23 protein-coding genes, 1 pseudogene and 1 riboswitch are annotated in these 24,819 nt (G+C 62.5%); of the genes and pseudogenes, 8 read left to right on the top strand and 16 right to left on the bottom strand.

All coding sequences use genetic code 11. The features are described from left to right. Window positions 1-197: 197 nt before the first annotated feature. The 5 genes from V1292_RS10705 to V1292_RS10685 all read left to right on the top strand — a co-directional run bounded on the left by V1292_RS10705 (window position 198) and on the right by V1292_RS10685 (window position 5,689). Window positions 198-1,535, top strand: coding sequence for a PQQ-dependent sugar dehydrogenase (locus V1292_RS10705; RefSeq protein WP_334372379.1), 1,338 nt, complete (start codon window positions 198-200; stop codon window positions 1,533-1,535). 146 nt (window positions 1,536-1,681) lie between these two features. Next, entirely contained in the window at window positions 1,682-2,911 is a 1,230-nt protein-coding gene (locus V1292_RS10700; protein ID WP_334372376.1) for an acyltransferase family protein, read from the top strand. Between the two features lie 11 nt (window positions 2,912-2,922). Further along, complete coding sequence (locus V1292_RS10695) at window positions 2,923-4,056, top strand: ABC transporter permease (protein WP_334372374.1); 1,134 nt, start codon at window positions 2,923-2,925, stop codon at window positions 4,054-4,056. Continuing rightward, entirely contained in the window at window positions 4,053-4,778 is a 726-nt protein-coding gene (locus V1292_RS10690; protein ID WP_334372372.1) for an ABC transporter ATP-binding protein, read from the top strand. Before V1292_RS10695 ends, V1292_RS10690 begins: the two co-directional genes overlap by 4 nt. Window positions 4,779-4,792: 14 nt before the next feature. Beyond that, window positions 4,793-5,689: an alpha/beta hydrolase gene (locus V1292_RS10685; protein ID WP_334372371.1), complete on the top strand. Its 897-nt coding sequence runs from the start codon at window positions 4,793-4,795 to the stop codon at window positions 5,687-5,689. Between the two features lie 21 nt (window positions 5,690-5,710). Here the strand turns inward: V1292_RS10685 and V1292_RS10680 are convergent, their stop codons facing one another. Continuing rightward, complete coding sequence (locus V1292_RS10680; RefSeq protein WP_334372369.1) at window positions 5,711-6,817, bottom strand: 2'-deoxycytidine 5'-triphosphate deaminase; 1,107 nt, start codon at window positions 6,815-6,817, stop codon at window positions 5,711-5,713. Window positions 6,818-6,936: 119 nt separating this feature from the next. Continuing rightward, window positions 6,937-7,016, top strand: a riboswitch (SAM riboswitch). 72 nt (window positions 7,017-7,088) lie between these two features. Here V1292_RS10680 and V1292_RS10675 point away from each other — a divergent pair. After that, window positions 7,089-8,282 carry an O-succinylhomoserine sulfhydrylase gene (locus V1292_RS10675; protein ID WP_334372367.1) on the top strand — a complete coding sequence of 398 codons (1,194 nt, stop codon included), beginning with the start codon at window positions 7,089-7,091 and terminating at the stop codon, window positions 8,280-8,282. A 173-nt stretch (window positions 8,283-8,455) separates the two neighbouring features. On the opposite strand, the gene V1292_RS10670 is transcribed toward V1292_RS10675, so the two are convergent. Genes V1292_RS10670 through V1292_RS10660 form a run of 3 tightly spaced genes read right to left on the bottom strand, consistent with a single transcriptional unit; the run spans window position 8,456 to window position 11,517 of the window. Then, a complete protein-coding gene (locus V1292_RS10670; protein WP_334372366.1) occupies window positions 8,456-9,487 on the bottom strand; it encodes an SGNH/GDSL hydrolase family protein in 1,032 nt (343 codons plus the stop codon). A gap of 12 nt (window positions 9,488-9,499) precedes the next feature. Continuing rightward, window positions 9,500-10,261, bottom strand: coding sequence for an SGNH/GDSL hydrolase family protein (locus V1292_RS10665; protein ID WP_334372364.1), 762 nt, complete (start codon window positions 10,259-10,261; stop codon window positions 9,500-9,502). Then, window positions 10,258-11,517 carry an OpgC domain-containing protein gene (locus tag V1292_RS10660; RefSeq protein ID WP_334372362.1) on the bottom strand — a complete coding sequence of 420 codons (1,260 nt, stop codon included), beginning with the start codon at window positions 11,515-11,517 and terminating at the stop codon, window positions 10,258-10,260. The genes V1292_RS10665 and V1292_RS10660 overlap by 4 nt, the downstream gene beginning before the upstream one ends. 251 nt (window positions 11,518-11,768) lie before the next feature. On the opposite strand from V1292_RS10660, the gene apaG reads away from it, so the two are divergent. Next, the gene (gene apaG, locus V1292_RS10655) at window positions 11,769-12,161 is read left to right on the top strand and encodes a Co2+/Mg2+ efflux protein ApaG (RefSeq protein WP_028351829.1); all 393 of its coding nucleotides are present in this window, start codon (window positions 11,769-11,771) and stop codon (window positions 12,159-12,161) included. Between the two features lie 814 nt (window positions 12,162-12,975). Here the strand turns inward: apaG and V1292_RS10650 are convergent. The 4 genes from V1292_RS10650 to V1292_RS10635 all read right to left on the bottom strand — a co-directional run bounded on the left by V1292_RS10650 (window position 12,976) and on the right by V1292_RS10635 (window position 16,756). Next, window positions 12,976-13,353: a hypothetical protein gene (locus V1292_RS10650; RefSeq protein WP_334372360.1), complete on the bottom strand. Its 378-nt coding sequence runs from the start codon at window positions 13,351-13,353 to the stop codon at window positions 12,976-12,978. Window positions 13,354-13,441: 88 nt separating this feature from the next. After that, on the bottom strand, window positions 13,442-14,443 hold the full coding sequence (locus V1292_RS10645) for an Hsp33 family molecular chaperone (RefSeq protein ID WP_334372358.1): 1,002 nt from the start codon (window positions 14,441-14,443) through the stop codon (window positions 13,442-13,444). Between the two features lie 178 nt (window positions 14,444-14,621). Continuing rightward, window positions 14,622-15,548 (bottom strand): ornithine carbamoyltransferase, encoded by a 927-nt coding sequence (gene argF / locus V1292_RS10640; RefSeq protein ID WP_334372356.1) that lies wholly within the window; start codon window positions 15,546-15,548, stop codon window positions 14,622-14,624. After that, window positions 15,548-16,756, bottom strand: coding sequence for an aspartate aminotransferase family protein (locus tag V1292_RS10635; protein ID WP_334372354.1), 1,209 nt, complete (start codon window positions 16,754-16,756; stop codon window positions 15,548-15,550). Before V1292_RS10635 ends, argF begins: the two co-directional genes overlap by 1 nt. Before the next feature lie 496 nt (window positions 16,757-17,252). Between V1292_RS10635 and V1292_RS10630 the strand changes: the two genes are divergently transcribed. Further along, a complete protein-coding gene (locus V1292_RS10630; protein WP_028351833.1) occupies window positions 17,253-17,762 on the top strand; it encodes a GcrA family cell cycle regulator in 510 nt (169 codons plus the stop codon). A gap of 179 nt (window positions 17,763-17,941) precedes the next feature. On the opposite strand, the gene phoB is transcribed toward V1292_RS10630, so the two are convergent. The 8 genes and pseudogenes from phoB to pstS all read right to left on the bottom strand — a co-directional run bounded on the left by phoB (window position 17,942) and on the right by pstS (window position 24,671). Beyond that, on the bottom strand, window positions 17,942-18,646 hold the full coding sequence (gene phoB / locus V1292_RS10625; protein ID WP_057853529.1) for a phosphate regulon transcriptional regulator PhoB: 705 nt from the start codon (window positions 18,644-18,646) through the stop codon (window positions 17,942-17,944). 73 nt (window positions 18,647-18,719) lie between these two features. Beyond that, window positions 18,720-19,436, bottom strand: coding sequence for a phosphate signaling complex protein PhoU (phoU, locus tag V1292_RS10620; RefSeq protein WP_334372352.1), 717 nt, complete (start codon window positions 19,434-19,436; stop codon window positions 18,720-18,722). 11 nt (window positions 19,437-19,447) lie between these two features. Further along, window positions 19,448-20,215 (bottom strand): phosphate ABC transporter ATP-binding protein PstB, encoded by a 768-nt coding sequence (gene pstB / locus V1292_RS10615; protein WP_334376996.1) that lies wholly within the window; start codon window positions 20,213-20,215, stop codon window positions 19,448-19,450. 106 nt (window positions 20,216-20,321) lie between these two features. Continuing rightward, window positions 20,322-21,281, bottom strand: coding sequence for a phosphate ABC transporter permease PstA (gene pstA / locus V1292_RS10610; RefSeq protein WP_334372351.1), 960 nt, complete (start codon window positions 21,279-21,281; stop codon window positions 20,322-20,324). Beyond that, window positions 21,281-22,189, bottom strand: a complete 909-nt coding sequence (gene pstC / locus V1292_RS10605; RefSeq protein ID WP_334372349.1) for a phosphate ABC transporter permease subunit PstC — start codon at window positions 22,187-22,189, stop codon at window positions 21,281-21,283. The genes pstA and pstC overlap by 1 nt, the downstream gene beginning before the upstream one ends. A gap of 76 nt (window positions 22,190-22,265) precedes the next feature. Then, a complete protein-coding gene (locus V1292_RS10600) occupies window positions 22,266-23,291 on the bottom strand; it encodes a PstS family phosphate ABC transporter substrate-binding protein (protein WP_334372348.1) in 1,026 nt (341 codons plus the stop codon). A gap of 154 nt (window positions 23,292-23,445) precedes the next feature. Beyond that, window positions 23,446-23,585 (bottom strand): annotated as a pseudogene (locus V1292_RS33840) (two-component sensor histidine kinase); the annotation flags it as partial. 75 nt (window positions 23,586-23,660) lie between these two features. Beyond that, complete coding sequence (gene pstS, locus V1292_RS10595; protein WP_334372346.1) at window positions 23,661-24,671, bottom strand: phosphate ABC transporter substrate-binding protein PstS; 1,011 nt, start codon at window positions 24,669-24,671, stop codon at window positions 23,661-23,663. Between the last annotated feature and the right edge of the window lie 148 nt (window positions 24,672-24,819).

The following is a 24,819-nucleotide window of genomic DNA, read 5'->3' as shown; positions in this document are numbered from 1 at the left end:
CGCGCGCGGACTTGAGGAGCCGCGGCGCGCTGCTTCCTAGCATGGCGGAGGCTGAATCCACGTGCACGGGGCGCAATGGGGGCCTGCGGGATTGCGTGGCGGGCCTTCGGCCGGCCGTTTCACAGGGAATTCATGCCGGAACACGAACGTTCGGGCCGGCACCGCATTGTACGGGCGACATCCCGGAGAACCCTGCCATGCGCAAGCCCCTCCTCCTGGCCATCTGCATCGGCGCGCTGGCGCTGCCACTGGCCGCCTGCAGCGACCCCAAGGAGACCGCGACCGTGGCGCAGAGCTATGGTCCTTCGCCCAACCTGCCGCCACCGGAACATTCCTGGATCCCGACGGTGGACATCGCAACCGTCAAGCGCTGGCCGAACGGCGCCACGCCGACCGCCGCAAACGGCATGACGGTCAGCGCCTTTGCCCTCGACCTTGAACATCCGCGTACCGTCTACACGCTGCCGAATGGCGACGTGCTGGTCGCCGAGAGCAACGCGCCGCCGAAGCAGGGCGGCGGCATAAGCATCAAGGGCTTCATCTACAAGCAGGCGCAGAACTGGGCGGGCGCCGGCGTTCCCAGCGCCAACCGCATCACGCTACTCCGCGATGCCGACGGCGACGGCGTTGCCGAGCTGAGAAGCACCTTCATCAGCGGGCTGAATTCGCCCTTCGGCATGGTGCTGGTCGGCGACGAGCTCTATGTCGCCAATACCGACGCGATCATGAAATTCCCCTACCGCGAAGGCGACACCAAGATCGGCGGGCCCGGCGCCAAGCTTGCCGACCTGCCGGCCGGCACCCTCAACCATCACTGGACCAAGGATCTCACCGCCAGCCCTGACGGCACCAAGCTCTATGCAACGGTCGGCTCCAACAGCAATGTCGGTGAAAACGGCATGGATGCCGAAAAGGATCGCGCGGCGATACTGGAAGTCGATCGCGCAAGCGGTCAATGGCGCGTGTTCGCTTCGGGCCTGCGCAATCCGAATGGCCCGGCCTGGAATCCAGTGACCGGCGAACTCTGGGTCGTGGTCAACGAGCGCGACGAGATCGGTAACGACCTGGTGCCCGATTACATGACGTCGGTGAAGGACGGCGCGTTCTACGGTTGGCCATACAGCTATTTTGGCGACCATGTCGACACCCGCTTCGAGCCGCGGCGGCCCGATCTCGTGCAGAAGGCGATGGCCCCGGATTATGCGCTCGGCGCGCATACCGCCTCGCTCGGGCTCACCTTCAACACTGGCAATCTGTTCCCGCCCGAAATGGCCAATGGCGCCTTCATCGGCCAGCACGGCTCGTGGAATCGCAAGCCCCCCTCCGGCTACAAGGTGATCTTTGTCCCCTTCAAGGATGGCAGGCCATCCGGACCGCCGCAGGACGTGCTCACCGGTTTCCTCAACGACAAGGGCCAGGCGCAGGGCCGCCCGGTCGGGCTGCGGCTCGACAAGCAGGGCGCGCTGCTGGTGGCTGACGATGTCGGCAACACGATCTGGCGCGTGACGCCGGCGGCAAGGTCGGCATCGCGGTAACAGCAACATGGTCTCCCAAGGCCGACCCGGCTGCGGGACCGCACTCCCGAAAGGGGCGGAGTTCCGCACGTTAGCGGGAACGAGCGCGCCGGCTCCACGTTGAACCCCTGCCGGTTCCCAAATCAGTGGGATGGCGGCGTGGACGAATGGCCGTGTTACCACAGGTCAACGTGCCCCTCAGCAACTTGCGCGCGATTACCATCGTCATCGTGGTCGCGTTTCACTCCGTGCTGCCGTACCTCGCATCGCAACCGGCCGATCCCTTTCCGTTCGACGCACCGCCCTATCGCTGGATTGCATTCCCAATCCTCGATAGCCAGCGCTGGTTCGGCTTCGACCTGTTTTGCGCGTGGCAGGATGTCAGCCTGATGTCGCTGATGTTTTTGCTGGCCGGTCTGTTCACGCCGTCCAGCCTTGGCCGCAAGGGGCCTCGCACCTACACCTTGGAGCGCTCGTGGCGGATCGGCCTGCCGTTCGTTTTTGCCGTCGGCGTTCTCAGCCCTCTCGCCTACTTCGCGTCCTATCGGCTGACCGCGGCCGATCCCTCCTTCGGCACCTTTTGGCAACACTGGCGCGCGCTTCCGATGTGGCCTGCCGGGCCGCAATGGTTTTTGTGGCAGATCTTTCTGCTGGGCGCCGTTGCGGCCGCCCTCCACGCGTTCGCGCCGCATTGGCTTCGGGCATTGAGCGCGCTCGTCGCCCGCGTTGCCGATCGCCCGCTAATGTTCTTCATTGGGCTGGCGGCGCTCTCTGCGCTGGCCTATGTGCCGCTGGCGATGGTCTTCACGCCGTGGGAGTGGACTTTTCTCGGCCCATTTTCATTTCAGCTCAGCCGGCCACTGCACTACGCGGTCTATTTCTTCGCCGGATTTGCGATTGGCAGCTACGGCCCCGAGCACAGCTTGCTGCGTCCCGATGGACCGCTTGCACGTCATTGGTTGGCCTGGCTTGCGGCCGCCATCGCCAGCATGTCCGTATGGGGCGGGCTCACGTCGCTGACCTTGCCGGAGTGGCAGGCGAGCGCGCCGCTCTTTCGCCTGGCCTCGGCGCTGGCGTTTCCAGTTGCTTCCGCGGCCGCCGCCCTGTGTCTGCTCGCGATCTGCCTTCGGCTACTGCAATCGCGCGACCGCCTGCTCGATAACCTCTCCGGCAATGCCTACAGCATCTATCTGCTGCATTACGTCGTGGTCGTGTGGCTGCAATACGCGTTGCTTGATGTCGATCTCAACGCGATCGGCAAGGCGACGATCGTTTTTGCCGCGGCGCTCACCATAAGTCTGGCTGCAAGCGCCGGAATGAAGATCGGCGGAAGAGCGCTGGTTTCGCGTCCTTCCGAGCCACGAGACGAGAGAGCCATCGCCAATCAACCGCGATAACGGATGCCGACATGTCGCTGGTACTGACACTTGCGTCCCGCAACCTGTTCCACGATCGGCTTCGCTTCGTCGCGACCATGGTCGGAATCGTCTTCTCGGTCGTCCTCGTCATGATCCAGATGGGCCTGTTCCTCGGGTTCGGCCGAATGGTCACGACGATGATCGACCATGCCTCGGCCGATTTGTGGATCCTGCCCAAGGGCGCCAAATGCTTCGAGGATCCTTCGCTGCTCGACGTCAAACTGCGCGACCGCGTCGCAACCATGGAAGGCGTTAGTTGGGCCGTCCCGCTCGTGATCGGCTTCTCGGACTGGCGCCTGGAGAGCGGCGAAGTGACGCCGGTCTTCATTGTGAGCGCCGACCTGCGCGACGGCAGCCTGCAACCGTTCAACGTGGCGGAGGGCAACGTGCCGGCATTGACGCAAGGAGCGAATGTTGCGGTCGACCGCTCCTATTTTGACCGGCTCGGTGTCAGCGGCGTCGGCTCGACGGCAGAAGTCCGTGGCCGAAAGGTGCGCGTGGTCGCGGTCACCGACGGCATCCGCTCGTTCGCCACGACGCCGTACGTGTTTGTGGACTTGAAAAACGCGCGCACCTACACCGGAACCCCGCGCGATCGCGCCAGCAGCGTTCTGGTTCGGCTGAAAGACCATGCCGATCGGGAGAAGGCGCTCAGCGCTATTCGCGAGCAGGTCGGCGATGCCGAAGTTCTCACGTCGGACGATTTCCGCAGCCGCAGCCGGTCGTTCTGGCTGTTTGGCACGGGGGCCGGAGCCGCGCTGTTTGCCGGAGCATTGCTCGGGGTGATCGTCGGCACCGTGATCGTCGCGCAGACGCTTTACTCCAGCACCAAGGATCATCTGAACGAATTCGCCACCCTGCGCGCGATGGGTTCCTCGAACGCCTATATCTACACCGTGATCATCTATCAGGCACTCATCAACGCCGTGATCGGATTTGCGATCGCCGCCGGGATCGGTTCGATCGTCGTCCAGATGACCGCCAAGAGCGCGTTGCCGATTGTCATCACGCCATGGCTGATGGCGGCGTTGTTCGCGCTGACGGTGGTGATGTGCGTAGCATCCGGCATTGGGGCAATCATCCGGGTCGTTCGTATCGATCCAGCTACGGTGTTCATGCGATGAATGACTATGTCGTCGAAGCCAAGTCGGTCGAGAAGACGCTGGGTCGCGGCGCCGGCGAGGTGCACGCGTTGCGTGGCATCGATCTCTCGCTGCGGCGGGGCGAGTTGACGTTGCTGATGGGCCCTTCGGGGAGCGGCAAGACTACGCTGCTGTTGGTCCTCGGATGCATGCTGACGCCGAGTTCGGGCAGCGTCACCATATGCGGGACGCCTATAGCCGACGCCGACAAGGAAGCGCTCGCCAGGATTCGGCGCGAGCATATTGGTTTCGTATTCCAGTCCTATCATTTGTTCCCGACGCTGACCGCGACCCAGAACGTGCAGTTGGCGCTGGATATCCGCGGCGAGCACGGCAGGCGCGCCGCGCAGAAATCGCGGGAGGCCCTAGCGATGGTCGGGCTCGAGCAAAAGGTGGACAGTTTGCCGGGCGGGCTCAGCGGCGGCGAGCAGCAGAGGGTCGCCATCGCGCGGGCTCTCGTCGCAAACCCTTCCGTCGTTCTTGCCGACGAGCCGACCGGGGCACTGGACGGAAAAAGCGGCCAGAGCATCATGCGTATTCTCGCCGAGACCGCCCATGAGCGTGAGCGGGCGGTGCTGGTCGTCACCCACGATCCGCGCGTCGTCCCCTACGCCGATCGCATCGTCGAGATCGAGGACGGTCTTATCGTGCAGGAGCCTACCGACCGGCCGCGCATGCCCACAGCCGTGCCGTTCAGGGCCTGAGCGCAAGGGCCGCCATGAGCCTGCGAGCCGAACTTTTGCGCATCGGTATTCGCATGTTGCTCAAGCGGCGCGGCGGAAGTCTCGATGTCGAGCAATGGCGGCGGAATATGCGTGCGATGGAGCGGTTTGTGCCGCATCCGCCCGCCCGGAGCGCAACAGTCGAGATCGAGGCCGGTCGGGTGCGGTTTCACCGGGTTACCACGCCGGCATCCCGGCCCGAACGCAACGTGCTCTATCTCCACGGCGGCGCCTATGTTTCCGGCGCGCCGGTCTATTACCGGCACTTCCTCTGGCGGATTGCCGACGCCTTGCAAGCGCGCGTCTGGGCGCTTGAATACCGCCTTGCTCCCGAGCATGTCTTTCCGGCGGCGCTTGAGGATGCGGTCGAGGGCTATCATTGGCTTGTCGATCACACGCCCGACAGCCGCCAGTTGTTCGTAGCGGGAGATTCGGCCGGAGGCGGCCTGGCGCTGGGCCTGCTGTTGAACCTCCGTGACGATGGCAAGCCGCTTCCGGCTGCGGCCGTCGCCTTGTCGCCCTGGACCGACCTGGCCCTGACCGGCGCCTCCCTGAGGACGAATGCAGCGGCCGATCCGATGCTGAACGTCGAGGATCTTCCCGATCTGGCGAAGCTCTATCTCGGTGGAGCCGATCCGCGTACGCCCTATGCTTCGCCGCTCTACGGCGATCCCGCCGGATTGCCGCCGGTGCTTATTCAGGTCGGCAGCGACGAAATTCTCAGGGACGACGCTGTCCGAATGGCGGAGAATCTTCGGTCACACAATCTGTGCAGCAAGCTCGAGGTCTGGCGGCGGATGCCGCACACTTGGCAATTGTTCGTGCCGGTGTTGCCTGAGGCCCATCGCGCGATTGCGCAGATCGGCGAGTTTATCTCTGACGTGCGCGACTGAGGCGCGGTCTGGCGCAGGCGGTCAGACCCGGAAGTGCTTGGAGAGCTTCAACCCCTGCGCCTGATAGTTCGAGCCGATGCGCTGGCCGTACATCGCATCGGGCCGCGACAGCATTTTCTCGTAGACCAGGCGCCCGACGATCTGGCCGTGCTCGAGGATGAACGGCACCTCGCGCGAGCGCACTTCGAGCACGGCGCGCGCACCCTGCCCGCCAGCGCCGGCATAGCCGAAGCCGGGATCGAAGAATCCGGCGTAATGCACGCGGAATTCGCCGACCAGGGGATCGAATGGCACCATTTCGGCGGCGTAATCCGGCGGCACCTGCACGGCCTCCTTCGAGGCCAGGATGTAGAACTCGCCGGGATCGAGGATGAGGCTGCCGTCTGATCGAGCCGGGATCGGTTCCCAGAATTCATCGACCGCATAGCCGCCGCGGCGGTCGATATCGACCACACCAGTATGGCGCTTGGCGCGGTAGCCGACGAAGCCGCTGGTGTTCTCGCCGGAGAGATCGACCGACAGCGCCACGCCATTGGCGAGATCGGCGTCATCGATATCGACCAGGCGCTCGGCGCCATGCAGCGCGTCGAGTTCGTCGGCATTGAGGATGGCGTCGCCGGTGCGGAAACGCACTTGTGATAGCCGCGAGCCCTCGCGCAGCAGCACCGGAAACGTCTTTGGGCTGATCTCGGCATAGAGCGGGCCGTGATAGCCCGCGCCGATCATATCGAAGCGGCGGGTGCCGTCGGCAATCACGCGGGTGAAGACGTCGAGCCGGCCGGTCGAACTCTTCGGATTGGCGGCGGCCACGATCTCCGGCGGCAGCGCGAGGCTTTCCAGGAGCGGCACGATATAGACGCAATTGGTCTCCAGTACCGCGCCGTCGGAGAGATTTATTTCATGCAGCTTCAATTCGTCGATGCGCTCGGCGACGGTCGCGCCCGGACCAGGCAGGAAGCTCGCGCGCACCCGGTAGGCAACATCACCAAGGCGCAAATCGAGGCTTGCGGGCTGGATCTGGCTCTCGACAAACGGATAGGCCGGCAGGATGAGGCCCGCATCCGCCATCGCCGCGATCATGCGGTCGGGTAGAATTCCGTTACCGTCGGGCGGAAGCGTGAACGACACGGCGCGGTCCTCTGAGGTGGCCCTGGATGCCCAAATGTCATCCAAACCTCGTAAATATGGGCTTTTAGGGGTTATCCGATGGCCGCCTTGACTGAAAGGGCGCAAGCGAATATCAGCATGACTTATCCCGTGGTGATTTGAGCCGGCCGGCTTGCAGCCACGTTAAATAAGTAGCTAAACAGGCCGGGGACACGTGTGATCCCGGCCTGTGGAGATTTTTCCAGGCCGGTTTTTTTGTGACCATTTTCTTACTGGTCACGGCGGAGGTCACATGTCTGAAGTTGGTTCTACCAAGCGTTTTCGTCCCGAAACCCGCCTCGTCCATGGCGGCACGCTGCGCTCGCAATTCGGCGAGACGTCGGAAGCGCTGTTTCTCACCCAAGGCTATGTCTACGACAGCGCGGAGCAATGCGAGGCGCGCTTCAAGGGCGAGGATCCCGGCTTTATCTATTCCCGCTATTCCAATCCCACGATTTCAATGTTCGAGCGCCGAATGATCGAGCTCGAAGGCGCGGAAGCTGCACGCTCCACCGCCACCGGCATGGCCGCGGTGACGACCGCGATCCTCGCGCCGCTCAGAGCCGGCGACCATGTGGTGGCCTCGAAAGCCCTGTTCGGCTCGTGCCTTTACGTCGTGCAGGACCTCCTGCCGCGCTACGGGATCGAAACGACGCTGGTCGACGGCCTCGATCTCGACCAATGGCAGCGCGCATTGCGGCCCAACACCAAGACCTTCTTCCTGGAGAGCCCGACCAACCCGACGCTCGACGTGCTCGATATTCCGGCGATCGCCGGCATCGCGCACAAGGGCGGCGCGCGGCTGGTCGTCGATAACGTCTTTGCCACGCCGATCTGGCAGAGCCCGCTTTCGCTCGGCGCCGATGTCGTGGTCTACTCCGCGACCAAACATATCGACGGTCAAGGGCGCTGCCTCGGCGGCATTATTCTCTCGTCCGAAGCCTTCATCGCAGAGCACATTCACAACTTCATGCGCCAGACCGGGCCATCGCTCTCTCCCTTCAACGCGTGGGTCCTGCTCAAGGGACTGGAGACGCTGGGCGTGCGGGTACGCGCGCAGACCGACAACGCGGCGAAAATCGCCGAGGCGTTGGCAAGCCATCCGAAGATTGCGCGACTGATCTATCCTGGCCGCGCCGATCATCCGCAAGCGGAGCTGGTGAAGAAGCAGATGCGCGGCGGCTCGACGCTGATCGGCTTCGAGGTCAAGGGCGGCAAAGCCGCCGCCTTCCGCGTCCTCAATGCGTTGCAGATCTCGCGCATCTCCAACAATCTCGGCGATAGCAAGAGCCTCGTCACCCATCCCGCGACGACGACGCATCAACGGCTGACGCCAGAGGCGCGCGCCGAGCTCGGCATCAGCGAAGGCTTTATCCGCTTCTCAGCCGGGCTCGAGCATGCGGATGATCTGATCGAGGATTTTGCCCAGGCGCTGGAGAAGGCGTAAGGTGCTTACCCTCCCCTGGAGGGGGAGGGTCGGCTCGCGTTGAGCGCAGCGAAATGCGAGACGGGGTGGGGTGATCTCTCCACTCGGGTACTGTTCGAGTGGAGGGACCGTCACCCCACCCCGTCGCGCGTTTCACGCGCGTCGACCCTCCCCCTCCAGGGGAGGGTAAGAGGTCACATCGGCCGATAGGCTCGCACGTCCGACGGCACGGCGACGCCGAGCTTGATCTGGCCGACCGATTTGATGATGTCGTCGCCGAGCAGTTGGGCGAAGCAGGCATAGCCCCAGTCGCTCATGTGCAGGCCGTCGGCGATCACGAAATTCTCGATCGGAATCGCCTGCCGCTCGTGCCAGTCCTTCATCACCGCGAAGCGCGGGAAGACGCCGACCTTGCGAAGCTCGGCCGTCTTGTTCAAGAGCTTCATCATCTTGCCGGCGCTTTCGGCGTGCTCGTTGACCCGCGGCGAATATTGCGGATCGATCAGCACGACGTCGGAGCCCGCAGCCTGAATGCGTGCGATGCCCTCGTCGATGAGCTTGGCGGTCTCGGCGGGATCGAGGTTGCGCAGCACCGCATTGGTGCCGACCTGCCAGATCACCAGATCCGGACGCAAGTCGATCACGGAGGTCTGCAGCCGCTTCATCATTTCCGGCGCGTCCTCGCCGCCCTTGCCGGCATTGACCACGGAGATGTCGGCTGTCGGATATTTGCGGCGTAGCTGCGCCGCCAGCCGGTTCGGATAGGTGAATTCCGGTGAACTGGAGCCGTACCCCTGGGTCGATGACGATCCGAAAGCTATGATCACCACTGGCTGACCCGCGACGAGCTTGTTCGCGACACGCGGCAGCGATCCCATCGATTTGGAAGCGCCCTTCGGCGGCAGGCAGGGAACGCGGCTGAAGATGTCGCCGGCCGATTTCGCGACTTCCTTCACCTTGTCGATCGCTTTGCCGGTGACGCCCTTCTGCGCGGCCGGATTGCCGGTGGCCGCCGGCGCAGCCTGCGGCGGGGCGCTTTCAGCCGCGGGTTTCTTTTCCGGGTTGTTTTCGGCTTTGGCGCCGTCGGACAGCGCCGCCTGTTGGCCGGCTTGTTGTGAAGCCGTCTGGGCATGCAGCGACACCACCGAGGCAGCCATCAACAGCGCGAGGCCCGCGGCGAAGACAGTCAGCAATTTCGACAAACGAAAAGGGCAGTGAGAACTCATTAACGCTAGCCCCTAATTCTGCTGCGCCTGATCGAGGCGGGCCGCATCGAGCACGAATTTCGACAGCGCGCGGCCGAGGCAGGCATGAACTCTCTTGGCCATGTCGGTGCCATGAAAAGTACTGAACAGATCGAAATCTCCGGCGTCGTTCCAGTGGCGCATGATGGCGAACCGATCGAACAGCGGAACATTATGCTGCTGCGCCACCACGCGCATATTATCTAGGTATGGCGGCGCCGAAATCATCGTTTCCGTGCGCGGGCTGTATTGCAGATTGACCAAAACCACGTCGGCTCCCGCATTTTGCATCGCAGCAACGCCCTCGTCGACGGCGCCGCGAAAATCGTCGGGATCGACGGATCGCATAGCATCGACGGTTCCCGTCTGCCAGATGACCAAAGTAGGCCTTTTTGCTTCCACCAGCTTAACGAGGCCGGCATCCACCTCCTCGGCGGTTTTGCCGGTCTGTAGTTCTACGGAGAGGTTGATTGGGGTGGAGGGCAGCTTCTCCTTCAGCGCCGCCTGCAGCCTGGCCGGATAGGCGCTGTTTTCGGAGGACAGGATGGTCGATGAGCGGCTCCCCACCACCAGGACGGTCAGCGGCCGGGCGTTCTTGACGGCCTCGGCCACCTTCGGAAGCGTGCTCTCGGTGGAGAGGAGGTAGGAGGGAACTTCGCAAGCCTGGGGGGCGGCATCCTGGGCACGAGCCAATCCGGCCGCTGCAAGACCCGCAAGCAGCGTCAGGATCAGCACAGCTCCCGAGCCGGGCGTCATGCGCTTCCTCCCGCCATATCGGCGTTGATTGCCGTGCTTTTCGTTTTCGAGGCTCCTTTGTCGGCCGAATGCTTGTACCACGAAATCACCGACGCCATGCCCCACATGATGAGGATACCGGCAAGACTGACCAGGGCGTGCGTGAGGGCACCCCCACCGATTTCGGCCAGCACGAAGTGTCCTGCAAAGGCCAGGAAGACGCCGAGACAGAATATCTCGAGCGAATGCTGGCCACACAGGATCAATGGTCGCAGCCAGCGCGACTTGAGGCCCGACCAATCCTTGGGCAGGAAGCGCACGGTGAGCGCGGCCAGCGCCAGGAAATGGGCAAACCGCAGCACGTCCAGATCGGTCTTGGTGATCGGGTACATCCACTGTTCGATCCGCTTGGGCATGAAGTGGCCGAGTTGCGGCAAATGCCAGGTCAGCGTGACGAAGAATGCGGCCACCAGGTAGGTGATGCAGATCCACATCGTCACCGGCGACGACAGGATGCGGGACATCCGCTGCGCACCGCCCAGCGCACACCACGCGCCGAACACGAACAGCAATTGCCAGGCGAACGGATTGAAAATCCAGAAGCCGCTCGGATAGGCCGTCAGATACCAGTCGAAGTGCCACGTCAGCGCGTACAGCAGCACCGATAGCCCCAGCGACACGTCCGGCCGCCACTTCATCAGCCACAGGATAATCGGCAGAAACAGCATCAGCACGATATAGAGCGGCAGCACGTCCATGTTGACGGGCCGAAATCTCAGCAGCAGCGCCTGGACGATCGTGACATCCGGCTGCTTGAGGAAATCCATGATGCCCATTTCCTCGCTATAGAGCGGGTTCTCGAAACGGGTGGCGACGTAGGAGATTTCCGCCAGGAAGATCGTGAACAGGAACACATGCGCGACGTAGATCTGCCACACGCGCCGCATGATGCGCGCGGTCGCCACCACGAAGCCGGCCTCGAGCATCGCGCGACCGTAGACGAAGGCGGCGGTGTATCCGGAGATGAAGATGAAGATCTCGGTAGCGTCGGAAAATCCGTAGTTGCGGATCGTGAACCAGGTCAGGATGTTGGTCGGCAGATGGTCGATGAAGATCAGCCACAGCGCCATGCCGCGAAACAGGTCGAGCCGCAATTCGCGCTCGCCGGCCACCGGGAACGCAATCGCCGGCGCGGAAGATGCAGCGGCGGCCTTGGTATCGCTGGCCTTGGCATCGCCGCGAGGCGTTCCGGCGACTGGATCGGCAATGGACGACATCTGGCACCGTTTGGGCAGTTGAGCTTTTGCGCGTGCACTGTCCGGAAATGGCAATATCCGCCCGCAACTTGCACACCAGATACGCAAGGAATACGCAAGCGGAAGGTCCGGGGCCGGGCAGCGCGGCTGCGCTCTAGAACGGAACTATGTTGAAACCGCGATGAAGCAAGCGGCAACCCGGCGCGGCGGAGATTGGTTCCCCCGGCATTCCCGGCTATGATGCGACACAGGATTTCCGGAAGCTTGCCCACATGTACCGCGCCGTCACCCGCCAGATCGAAGTCACCGTCGAGCCGAACTTCCTCCCCGAGCGCTCGTCGGTCGACAAGGGCCAGTATTTCTGGTCCTACACCATCGTCATCACCAATACCGGCGCCGAGACCGTGCAGCTTCGTACCCGGCACTGGATCATCACCGACGCCACCGGCCGCAAGCAGGAAGTCCGCGGCGAGGGCGTGGTCGGCGAGCAGCCTGTTTTGGCGCCGGGCGAGCGCTTCGAATATACCAGCGGCGTGCCGCTGCCGACCGCATCGGGCTTCATGACAGGGCGCTATCAAATGGTCAGCGAAAGCGGCGAGCGTTTCGAGATCGACGTGCCGACGTTCTCGCTGGACAGCCCGGATAATAAGCGGGTGTTGAATTGACGAACGCTCGCGCTCGTCATCACCGACTGTCATGCCCCGCGTAGGCGGGGCATCCAGTACGCTGCAGCTTATCAATTCAATCACCAGCGTCTCTGGGATACTGGATCGTCCGCCTTCGCGGACGATGACAACTGAATATGAGGCAGCATTCTCGCGACGCATCTCGCCCGAGGTTTGCATATCTTTTGCCCTCCTCGATATTGGAGGGCGCAGGGAAGACCGGGTGCTGGCTGCACCCGAGGTCTCGTGTGCGATTTGCGCTAAAGAAAATGCACACGAGCATACAGGTACAGCGGGAGCATCCCGGCCTTCCCTGCGCAATGGCCTTACGGCTTACTTCGTGCTCTCCCCGGAGAACGGCTTTCTTGCCTCCGTCATCGGCGGGACACTTCCCGCCAACTTAACGCCAGCACCGCGGCGCCCGAACCACACGACTTCGCCGTACGCGTCGGGCGCCTACGTCTTGTGCGCCTTCCGCGTCCATCGCATCTCACCGCACGGTCGTGACGATCGCGAGCGCCCCTCAATGGGTGAGACGGGCGGAGTTATGCCGCTGATTTGCGCCTCGCGTTAAGCGGAATATTTTTGATTCCCGGGCTTGACATGATTTCGGAAAATCAGAAGTGATTTGCCCGTCGTGCCATCGTGTCGCAGCCGCTGCACGAAATTGCGCTTGCGTGCGCGGCAAATCAGTTCGTGTCCCGTAGGGTGGGCAAAAGCGAAGCGTGCCCACCACCATCGGGAAACGTGCTCGATGATAGATGGTGGGCACGGCGCTATCGCGCCTTTGCCTACCCTACGGATTATCGATCAGCTACATCACCCGGATCGGAAACCTGATGCGAACGCCGCGCCCGGCCGGAAACAGCGCCTCCAGCACGACGTAATCAGGCCCGAGATATCCGCGCTGCGAGACATAAGTCGCCTGCACGCCGGGCACCCGGCGGCGATTGCAGGCGCTGCGGGGATTGGCTTCCGGAAACCGCGGGAAGACACCAATCTGACGGATGCTCACCCGGCCGTGTTCGGGCGATTGCGCGACCCGCAACACCACGTTGCCGGCGGAGCTGCAATCCGGGTTGGTCGAATAGGCTTCATAGAGCATCAAAGGCTTGCCGGAGGCCACCACCTTGTCCGCCTGCGCGGAAACAACCGACAGCAATAGTCCGAGACACGTCAGTACAATTCGCATTTCTTGCTTCCCCTGCCCATCATGCCGCCTGACGACGGCAGGGGAACTTACACGCAAGAATTGCGCTGCGTCGAGAGGGACCTCTCCCTTACTCCACGCCCGCTTCATGTGGGGTGAACTGGTAGACCGAGGAGCAGAACTCGCAGGTCACCACCACCTTGTCGTCCTTGACCATCTCGGCGCGGTCCTTGGGCGCAAAGCTCTTCAGCATCGCCGAGACCGCCTCGCGCGAGCAGGAGCATTGCGCGCGCAAGGGCAGCGACGTGAACACGCGCACGCCGCGCTCGTGAAACAGGCGATACAGCAGCCGCTCGCCCGACAGATCGGGATCGATCAGTTCGACATCCTCCACGGTGCCGATCAGCGACTGACCTTCCACCCATGCGTCGTCTTCCGCCACCTGATGCGTGACCGCGCCTTCCGGCGCGTCGCCCGGATGCAGATCGGCCTGCCGCGCCCGCTCGGGCGACTTCGGCAGGAATTGCAGCAGCATGCCGCCGGCGCGCCAGCGATGCTTGCCGCCGTCGCCGCCGCGCCACTCCTCGCCGACCGCAAGCCGCACGCGGGTCGGGATCTGCTCGGAGCGCAGGAAATACTCATGCGCCGCGTCTTCCAGGCTGCCACCGTCGAGCGCCACCAGGCCCTGATAGCGGCTCATGTCCGCGCCCTGGTCGATGGTCATGGCGAGATGGCCCTTGCCGAGCAGGGCGCCCGAACTCTGGCCGTCCTTCAGCCGCCGCGCGTCGTAGCGCGCATAGGCGCGCAGCCGGTCCGGCGACTGGAAATCCACGATCAGAAACGACACCGGACCGTCGGTCTGCGTCTGCAAAATGAAACGGCCGTCGAACTTCAGCGCCGAGCCAAGCAGCGTCGCCAGCACGATCGCCTCTCCAAGCAGTTTGCCGACCGGCGCCGGATAATCGTGCTTGGTCAGGATGTCGTCGAGCGCGGGGCCGAGCCGGGTCAGCCGCCCGCGCAGATCGAGCGAGGCGACCTCGAACGGCAGCACCGCATCATCGACGGGAACGGACGAGGGCGCGCGGATCGGCGCCTCGGTGGTGATTTTGATGTCGGGGGAATCTGAAACCATGGCGCTCTATCTGGGGTCGGAAGGAGCAAAGCGAAAGGGGGCTCGTGTCCCGGGCGCGGCGCAGCGTGCAACGCTGCTCCGCAGAACCGGGACCTATTCATGTATGCGACATGGGCCCCGGCTCTGCAGCGCATCGCTTGCGCGCTGCGCAGCGTCCGGGGAACGCAAGCGGAGATAGCTACCCTGCCGCGTCAAAACACCAGGCCAGAATGCCCTTTTGCGCGTGCAGGCGGTTTTCGGCTTCGTCGAACACGACCGATTGCGCGCCGTCGATTACTTCATCGGTGACTTCCTCGCCGCGATGGGCGGGCAGGCAGTGCATGAAGATCGCGTCAGGCTTGGCCAGCGACATCAGCTTCGCATTGACCTGATAAGGCTTCAGAACATTGTGGCGGTGTTCGCCGTCCTTGTCGCCCATCGACACCCAGGTATCGGTAACGACGCAATCGGCGCCGCGCACGGCAGCTTCGGGATCGGTGCCGAGCACGATCGGCGCCTGCGTCGCCTTGATCCAGTCCTTCATCGCCTTGTTCGGCGCAAGCTGCGGCGGGGTTGCGACATTGAGCTTGAACTTGAAACGCTCGGCTGCATGCGCCCAGGAGGCCAGCACGTTGTTGTCGTCGCCGGTCCAGGCCACGGTCCTGCCCTCGATCGGCCCGCGATGCTCCTCGAAGGTCATCAGGTCGGCCATCACCTGGCAGGGATGCGAGCGCCGCGTCAGACCGTTGATCACGGGCACGGTGGCGTGCGCGGCCAATTCCAAGAGCGCGTCGTGATTGAGGATACGGATCATGATCGCATCGACATAGCGCGACAACACGCGCGCGGTGTCGGCGATGGTCTCGCCGCGGCCGAGTTGCATCTCGGCACCGGTCAGCATGATGGATTCGCCGCCGAGCTGGCGCATGCCGACGTCGAACGACACCCGCGTGCGGGTCGAGGGACGTTCGAAGATCATCGCCAGCGTCTTGCCTTCGAGCGGCTTCTTGCCCTTCTCATGCGCTTTCAGCTTCGCCTTCATGGTGGCGCTTAACGCCAACATGCTGCGCAATTCATCCAACGGCAGTTCGTTGATGTCGAGGAAGTGACGGACGGACTTGCTCATCATCCCGCCGCCTTCTTCAACTGGCCAGCGGACAGCGCGACACAGGCGCGCTCCAGCCTTTGCACGGATTCCTCGATCTCGGCCTCGGTGACGATCAGCGGCGCCAGGAACCGCACCACATTGTCGCCGGCGCCCACCGTGAGCAATTTCTCGTCGCGCAACGCGTTGACGAGATCGCCCGACGGCACCACGGCCTTGACGCCGACCAGAAGCCCCTCGCCGCGCACTTCCGACAGCACGGCGGGATAGCGGTCGACGACGGAGGCCAGTTTCTGTTTCAACAGCAGCGACATCTTCTGCACGTGATCGAAGAAGCCGGGCTTCAGCATCACATCGAGCACCGCATTCGCCGCTGCGATCGCCAGCGGATTGCCGCCGAAGGTCGAGCCGTGCGAGCCCGGCGTCATGCCGCTTGCTGCTTCCGACGTCGCCAGCACCGCGCCGATCGGGAAACCGCCGCCCAACGCTTTGGCCAGCGACATCACATCCGGTGTCACGCCGACGCGCTTATAGGCGAACAGATCGCCGGTGCGGCCCATGCCGGTCTGCACCTCGTCGAACGCGAGCAGCAGGCCCTTCTCGTCGCAGAGCTGGCGCAGCGCCTTGAAGAAAGACTGCGGCGCGGAGCGCACGCCGCCCTCGCCCTGCACCGGCTCGATCAGGATGCCCGCGGTCTGCGGGCCGATCGCTTTCTTGACCGCTTCGAGATCGCCATGCGGCACCTGGTCGAAACCGTCCATCGGCGGCCCAAAGCCTTCGAGATATTTGGCGGAGCCGGTTGCTGCGAGCGTGCCCAGGGTGCGGCCGTGGAAGGCGCCCTCGAAGGTGACGAGGCGATAGCGTTCAGGATGGCCCTTGGAGAATTGATAGCGGCGCACGACCTTGATCACGCCTTCCATCGCCTCCGCACCGGAATTGCAGAAGAACACGAGGTCGGCAAAGCTCTGCTCGCAGAGCCGCGCGGCGAGCTTCTCGCCATCCGGCGACTTGAACAGGTTCGACATGTGCCAGAGTTTCGTCGACTGTTCCTGCAGCGCCGCGATCAGGTGCGGATGGCAGTGACCGAGCGCATTCACCGCGACGCCCGAGGTGAAGTCCAAATAGCGCTCGCCATTGGTGGCCGTCAGCCAGCAGCCCTCGCCGCGTTCGAAGCCGAGATCGACCCTGGCGAAGACGGGGAGCAGATGCGACGTGGCGCTATTGGTCATGGCAATCACTGAGGTTTGAGACCTGCCTTTGAGACCTGCCGCGGGCGTGCATTGGCGCGAACGCGGCAACAGCCGGTCTTGCGAAAACGAAACGTGCCGCCTCTTAAGGGCGGCACGTGAGAGGCATTCTATGTGGGTGGGGAGCGCTGTCAACACGCACGGAACGGCCTTTCCTGCAGTGCAAGATGCTGAAATCCGTAAGATTGCGGTGTGGTGGAAAACACGCAGTGAAATGCCTAGATTGTCAGAACATGTGGACGTTCGGGCCCGGACTCTTGCGCCCGAGTCACGCCATATTGTAGCGTTTGGGCTGTCGGGTACGACATCTCGTGCGGCAGTTCTGATCCCTTAGAGTCCTTTTTGTGCAGGCGTAAACGTTCGGCGCGGTTAGCGCGTCCGGCGAGGGCTAAGGGATTCTGACCGCAGGGATTTTTGAGACGATTGACTCGCCGGCGCTGCCCCCGATTGGCCGGCGCGATGCGAAGGGAAGATTACGATGACCGTTTTGACCTGGTCCGACGATCGCGTCGAACAGCTTAAGAAGCTCTGGGAAGCCGGATTGTCGGCGAGCCAGATCGCCGCGGAACTCGGAAATGTGACGCGAAACGCCGTGATCGGCAAAGTGCACCGGCTGGGCCTTTCCGGCCGTGCCAAGAGCCCCTCCTCGGCCGCCCCGCGGCAGCGCAAGGCACGCCCCGCCCAGCCGATGATGCGGGTGTCGCGCCCGGTCTCGCGCGGCAACACCGCGCTGGCACACGCCTTCGAAGTCGAGATGGAGCCGGATCCGATCGCCTTCGACAACGTCGTGCCGATGAGCCAGCGGCTGTCGCTGCTCGAACTGAACGAGGCCACCTGCCACTGGCCGGTCGGCGATCCCTCGAGCCCGGAATTCTTCTTCTGCGGCGGCAAGGCGCTCACCGGCCTGCCCTATTGCGCCCACCACTCGCGCATCGCCTACCAGCCCGCCGCCGATCGGCGGAGGCAGCAGCCGAAGCAAACGAGGTAAGGGGCGCGCTCACAGATGTCGTCCCTGCGAACGCATGCGAACGCAGGGACCCATAACCACGGGTGTGCGTGGTTATGCTTCGCTGGAGCTCCAGCGTTTCTCAACAATCAGCATCGGTGGTTATGGGTCCCCGCGTTCGCGGGGACGACAGCCGAATGCGCCGAGATAACAGCGAAACCTTACGGCTCCACTTTCGCAAACCGATCATCCAGCGCGTAACCGGCGCCGCGGACGGTGCGGATCGGATCCTGCTCGCGGCCGGGGTTGAGCAGTTTGCGCAGGCGGCCGATGTGGACGTCGACGGTGCGCTCGTCGATATAGATGTCGCGGCCCCAGACACTGTCGAGCAACTGCTCGCGGCTGAAGACGCGGCCGGGATGCTCGAGGAAAAATTCCAGCAGGCGATACTCGGTCGGACCGAGATCGATCTGGCGGCCCGAGCGCGCGACGCGGCGCTTTTCGCGGTCGAGTTCGATGTCGCCATAGGTCAGCACGGTGGCGAGCCGCTCGGGGCTCGCACGGCGCAGCAGGCCCTTCACCCGCGCCAAAAGTTCCGGCACCGAGAACGGCTTGACGATGTAATCGTCGGCGCCGGTCGCAAGCCCGCGCACCCGCTCGCTCTCCTCGCCGCGCGCGGTCAGCATGATGATCGGCAATTGCTTGGTTTCAGGGCGCGCCCTCAAGCGGCGGCACAGCTCGATGCCGGAGAGCCCCGGCAGCATCCAGTCGAGCACGACGAGATCGGGCACGCGCTCCTTCAGCCGCGTATCCGCATCGTCGCCGCGGGCGACGGTTTCGACATCATAACCTTCGGCGTCGAGGTTGTAGCGCAACAACGTGGTCAGCGCTTCCTCGTCCTCGACCACCATTATGCGCGCGCTCATCTTGCATCAGCCTCTTCTGTTTGACGCGTTATCTTCACGCGAACCGGTCTCCACTTCGCCTGAAAACGCTTTGTCAGGTATTCGGCACCGTGGTGGCAAACGTCGTCATGTCGCCCTTCGGGCGCTTGTCGAGCATCTGCTGTCCCTCGATCATGTAGAACACGGTTTCGGCGATGTTGGTGGCGTGGTCGCCGATCCGCTCGATATTCTTGGCGCAGAACATCAAATGAATACAGAACGAGATGTTGCGCGGATCCTCCATCATGTAGGTGAGGAGCTCGCGGAACAGCGAGGTGCAGATGGCGTCGACTTCCTCGTCGCCCTTCCACACCGCCATCGCCGCCGGCAGATCGTGCGCGGCATAGGCGTCCAGCACCGACTTGACCTGCGACTGCACCAGATCGGTCATGTGCTCGAGGCCGCGCATCAGTTTCAGCGGCTGGAAATCGTTCTCCAGCGCCGCGACCCGCTTGCCCATGTTCTTGGCGAGGTCGCCGATCCGCTCCAGATCGGTGGCAACCCGCATCGCGCCGACGATCTCGCGCAGATCGATCGCCATTGGCTGGCGGCGGGCGATGGTCAGCACCGCGCGCTCCTCGATCAGATGCTGTAGACGATCGACCTCGAGGTCGTTGGCGACGACGCGTTTGCCGAGCGCGACGTCGCGGCGGACCAGCGCGTCGACGGATTCGGTGATCATGCGCTCGGCCAGGCCGCCCATCTCGGCGACCAGACGAGTCAATTCCTGGAGGTCGCTGTCGAATGCCTTGGCCGTGTGTTCAGACGCCATCCTTGTTCTCCTTAGCCGAACCGGCCCGTGATGTAGTCCTGGGTGCGCTTGTCGCGCGGATTGGTAAAGATCGTCTGCGTTACACCCTCTTCCACCAGAACGCCGAGATGAAAGAACGCCGTGCGTTGCGAGACGCGCGCGGCCTGCTGCATCGAGTGAGTGACGATGATGATCGTGAAGTTTTCCTTCAGGTCGTCGATCAGTTCCTCGATGCGAGCGGTCGCGATCGGATCAAGCGCGGAGCAAGGCTCATCCATGAGAATGACTTCCGGACCGACAGCAATGGCCCGAGCGATGCACAACCGCTGCTGTTGGCCGCCCGACAGTCCGGTGCCAGCTTCATGGAGCCGATCCTTCACTTCCTCAAAAAGCCCCGCCCTCTTCAGACTGGTTTCAACGATGTGATCGAGGTCGCTCTTACTGCGCGCCAGCCCGTGAATGCGAGGTCCATAAGCAATATTATCGTAGATTGATTTAGGAAACGGGTTGGGTTTCTGGAACACCATGCCCACGCGAGCACGAAGCTGGACCACGTCGAGCCCGCGCTCGTAAATGTTCGTATTGTCGATCTCGATGTCGCCGGTAACGCGGCATGTCAGGATAGTATCGTTCATTCGATTGAGGCAGCGCAAGAACGTCGATTTGCCGCAGCCCGACGGGCCAATGAACGAAGTGACGGATTTCTCCGGAATGTTCACCGTAACGTCGAAGAGCGCCTGCTTCTCTCCATAATGAACGTTGACGTTCTTTGCGGTGATTTTCGACCGACCCACCGGCATTTCGCCGGATACGGGAATCGTCACCGACGACATGGCTGAAGCGCTATGGGTATTCATTGAAAACTCCGTAACTCTGGATTTGCCGGACGCGCGCGCCAATCGAGTTTTACCATTGCAGTTTCTTTCGGAGCCGGTAGCGGAAGTAGATGGCGACCCCATTCAAAATAAGCGTGATCGCCATCAAAACGAGGCCCGCGGCGGCCGCGTTTGAATGGAAATCAGCGCCCGGACGCGACACCCAATTGAACGCCTGAATCGGCAGGACGGTGAAGCCTTCGAACAACCAGGCAAATGATACGAAGGGAAACTCACCGTTGATCGGGGCCGGCGGCAAGAACGCGATGAATGAAAGAGCGCCGATAGTGACCAGCGGCGCGGTCTCGCCGAGCGCGCGCGAAATACCGATGATGACGCCGGTCAGGACGCCCGGAATTGCCGCCGGCAAGACGTGATCCTGGGTGACTTGCCACTTCGTTGCACCAATCCCGTACGCCGCCTCGCGCAAGCTCCATGGCACGGCCCGGATCGATTCACGGGTGGCAACGATGATGATGGGCAGGATCAGCAAAGCCAGTGTGAGGCCCGCCGTAAATATGCTGCGTCCCGTGCCGAAGCCATAGACGAAGAGTCCAAGTGCCAGAAGGCCGAAAACAATGGACGGAACGCCCGCAAGATTGCTGACGTTGATTTCGATGATGTTTGTCCAGATGTTTTTGGGTGCATACTCTTCGAGATAGATGCCTGCGGCCACACCGAGAGGAACGCCGATAAAGGCAGTAACCGAAATCACCAGAAGCGATCCGACCCAAGCTGACAGGATTCCTGCCTGGCCGGCGCGCCGGGACGGAAAATTGGTGAAGAATTCAGCCGTCAGCCGCGGATAGCCGGAAACCGCCAGGTCGACCATCAGCGCCGCCAGAGCAATCAATCCGATGGATGTCGCCGCGAGTCCGAAACAAATGAATATTATTTCGTTCCTCCGGCGACGCTTGAGGCGATCGATAAACTCGTTGTCGACTGCCTGGCTCGGCACCGTTTCGTCGGTCATGGTCGATGCAATGGACATCAGTAGACCTCACGGAATTTGTGGCGGAGCCAGAAGCCGGCGATGTTGAAGACGAGGGTGAGCAGCAGGAGCGCCAGCCCGGTCGCAAAAATCGTCTGATAGGCGAGGCTGCCGTGCGGCAGGTCACCAAGGGCGACTTGAACGATATACGCTGTGATTGTCGCGGCGGGCTCGCGCGGATCGATCGTGAGATTTGGTTGCTGCCCGGCAGCGATCGCGACGATCATCGTTTCGCCGACGGCACGCGAGATCCCGAGAATAAAGGCGGCCGCCACGCCCGAGGTCGCAGCAGGAAGCACGACCTTGACGGCGGTCTCCAGCCTCGTCGCTCCCATCGCCAGCGAACCGTCGCGAAGGTTGTTCGGAACAGCGCGCATGGCGTCTTCCGACAGCGAAGCGACGTACGGGATGATCATGATGCCGATGACAATGCCCGCACTCAAGATGTTGAAGCCCGGCAAGTCCGGCACAAAGGTCTGCAGAAACGGCGTCATGAACAAGAGGGCAAAAAAGCCATACACCACCGTCGGCACGCCGCTCAGCAGCTCCAGGATCGGCTTGATGATTTCACGGGTTCTGGGTGACGCGAATTCACTCAGATAGATGGCCGTTATGAGCCCGATTGGCGCAACGAATAGCAGCGCAACCACGGTGCTCAAAAGCGTGCCGCCAAGAAGAGGAAGAATACCGTATCGAGGATTTGCGAACAGCGGCGTCCATACCGTCCCGAACAGGAACTCCGTGATCGGTACAGACCTGAAGAAGCCTATCGATTCAAAGATGAGGACGCCGACGATAGAGAGCGTCACAAAGACTGAGGACGCGGCAGCGGCAAGAAGAACGAATTCAATCGCCCGCTCGCGCAATCGTTGCCTGCGGCGCTCCCCGACAGTTAACGCTGACGCCATAATATCCCCCACCAGCTCGTATCAGACGGCGCCGGAGAAGCCATTGCTTCTCCGGCTTAGTGCTCACTGCGTTCGATCAGGTCTTCGCGTCACGCTTCATCAGGTCATCGATCGAGACACCAACTTCGGGAACACCCCCGAACACGGTGCCTACCCGACCTTCCTTGAAATGCTTGTGAGCCGTCGCATAGGCGGCGGGCGGAAGCGGCAGATACTTCACTTCCTTCACCAGCGCCGGGCCCTTGGTCATCAGGAACTCGACATAGTCCTTCACCTCGGGCTTATCGGCGGCCTTAGTGCTGACATAGATGAAGAGCGGACGCGCGAGCGGATTGTAGGTGCCGGCGGTAACCGCTTCGAGCGACGGCTTCACGCAGCCCTTGCCCTTGCCTTCATCAATACCCAGCGCCTTCAGCTTGTCCTTGTGCGGCTCGTAATAGGCGAACGGGATGTAGCCGAGCGCATTCTCGTCACGCTCGATGCCCGTTACCAGAACGTTATCGTCTTCGCTGGCGGTGAAGTCGGCGCGGGTAGCCTTGGCCTTGCCGTTCACGGCTTCGGTGAAATAGTCGAAGGTGCCGGAATCGGCGCCCGCGCCGAACAGCGTCATCTTCTTGTTCGGCCATGCCGGATTGACGTCGCTGAAGTTCATGACCTTGCCCTGGGCGGCGGGTTCCCACATCTTCTTCAGCTCGGCAACCTTGACGCATTCGAGGGTCTTGTTCTTTGGGCTGACCGCCACAGTGAGCGCATCAAAGGCGATCGGCATTTCAATGAACTTGACGCCATTCTTGGCGCACTCGTCCATTTCCTGGCGCAGGATCGGCCGCGATCCGTTGGAAATATCGGTTTCGCCACGGCAGAATTTCTTGAACCCACCACCGGTACCGGAAATACCGACGGTCACGCGCACCTCGTTCTTCTTCTGTTTCTGGAACTCCTCGGCGACTGCTTCGGAAACCGGGAACACGGTGCTCGAACCGTCAATGGTGATGGTCTTGGTCTGGGCGGACGCTGACGTGGACAGGCTCGACGCGCAAGCCAGGGCTACCAGCGATGTAGCGATCGGGCCGGTAGCACCGAGTGTTTTGAAAAATTTCATGGTGGTCTCCATCTGGTGAGCGAAGCGCCGGAATGCGCCCGATCGCGCTCACGCCGCCCCGTTTAGGAGCGGTCGATAGAGCTTTTACGAAGGTTAGATGACAGTTGGATGACAGTACCAAGCGATTGAAATCGCTGAGGTTTAATGCGCTGTCGGGATCTTGGTATGGGGGAAAACAGGCGGTAAAAGTCGCCCCGTTTTTAGGCACGCTTCAATCAAAAGCCGGCCGCGATAACGGTTAAGAATATGTTTCATCAGAGATAAAACCGAGCCCGGTTCCCCGTGTCCTCGCGAGATCGCGCAGGCCACCTGGCTCGTTTTACGCCCTCCCAATGTGCCATTGCACATTGGGAAATGAGCGTGGGTTGCTCAGCTCTTGATGCCGGCCGACCAGGTCTTCTCGATCAGCCTGACGACCGAATCCGGCATCGGGATGTAGTCGAGTTCCTCAGCCATCTTGGCGCCCTTCTCGAACGCCCATTTGAAGAACTTGATGGCTTCGGCTGAAGCCGCCTTGTTCGCGGGTTCCCTGTGCATCAGGATGAAGGTCGCACCCGTGATCGGCCACGACGCCTCACCCGGCTGGTCGGTCAGGATCACGTAGTAGTTCTTGGCACCGGCCCAGTCAGCATTCGATGCTGCAGCCTGGAACGCCGCAATGGTCGGTCGCACCGTCTTGCCGGCCTTGTTGATGACCGCGCCATGCGTCAGCTTGTTCTGCTTGGCGTAGGCGTACTCGACGTAGCCGATCGAGTTCTTGGTCTGGCTGACGTTGCCGGCAACACCTTCGTTGCCCTTGGCGCCGACGCCGGTCGGCCATTCCACGGCAGTGCCGGAGCCGGCTTTGGCCTTCCATTCGGCATTCGTCTTGGAGAGATAGTCGGTCCAGATGAAGGTCGTGCCCGATCCGTCGGAGCGGCGTACCACGGTGATGGCCTCGCTCGGCAGTTTCAGTTTCGGATTGAGCTTGGTGATCGCGGGATCGTCCCACTTCCTGACCTTGCCGAGATAGATGTCGCCGAGCAGCTCGCCCGAGAACACCAGTTCACCCGGCTCGATGCCTTCAAGATTGACGACGGGCACCAAGGCGCCCATGGCCTGCGGCCACTGGATCATGCCATACTTTTCAAGCTGCTCCGGCTCGAGCGGCATGTCGCTCGCGCCGAACGTCACCGTCTTGGCCACGATCTGCTTGATGCCGGCACCGGAGCCGATCGACTGGTAGTTCAGGCCGTTGCCGGTCTCCTTCTTGTAGGCGTCGGCCCACTTCGAATAGAGCGGGAACGGGAAGGTGGCGCCCGCGCCGGTGATATCGGCCGCAAAGGCCGACGTCGACGCGGCGACCAAGCCGGCAGCGACGATTGTCCCGACGAAAGTCATGTTGGATCTCCATCTGGCGAACGAAGCACCGGACCCGCGCGCTGATCCCGTTTAGGGCGTCCGACCTGGATTTTACTTTGGATTGCAAAAGCGCAAGGGCGGTTCGCCTGGGGAAACAGGCAAATTTGTTCCCGGCCTCCCAGGTGCT

The organism is Bradyrhizobium sp. AZCC 1719, assembly GCF_036924525.1.
Classification (GTDB): Bacteria; Pseudomonadota; Alphaproteobacteria; order Rhizobiales; family Xanthobacteraceae; genus Bradyrhizobium.
This window is presented reverse-complemented; position numbering and strand designations above follow the sequence as displayed.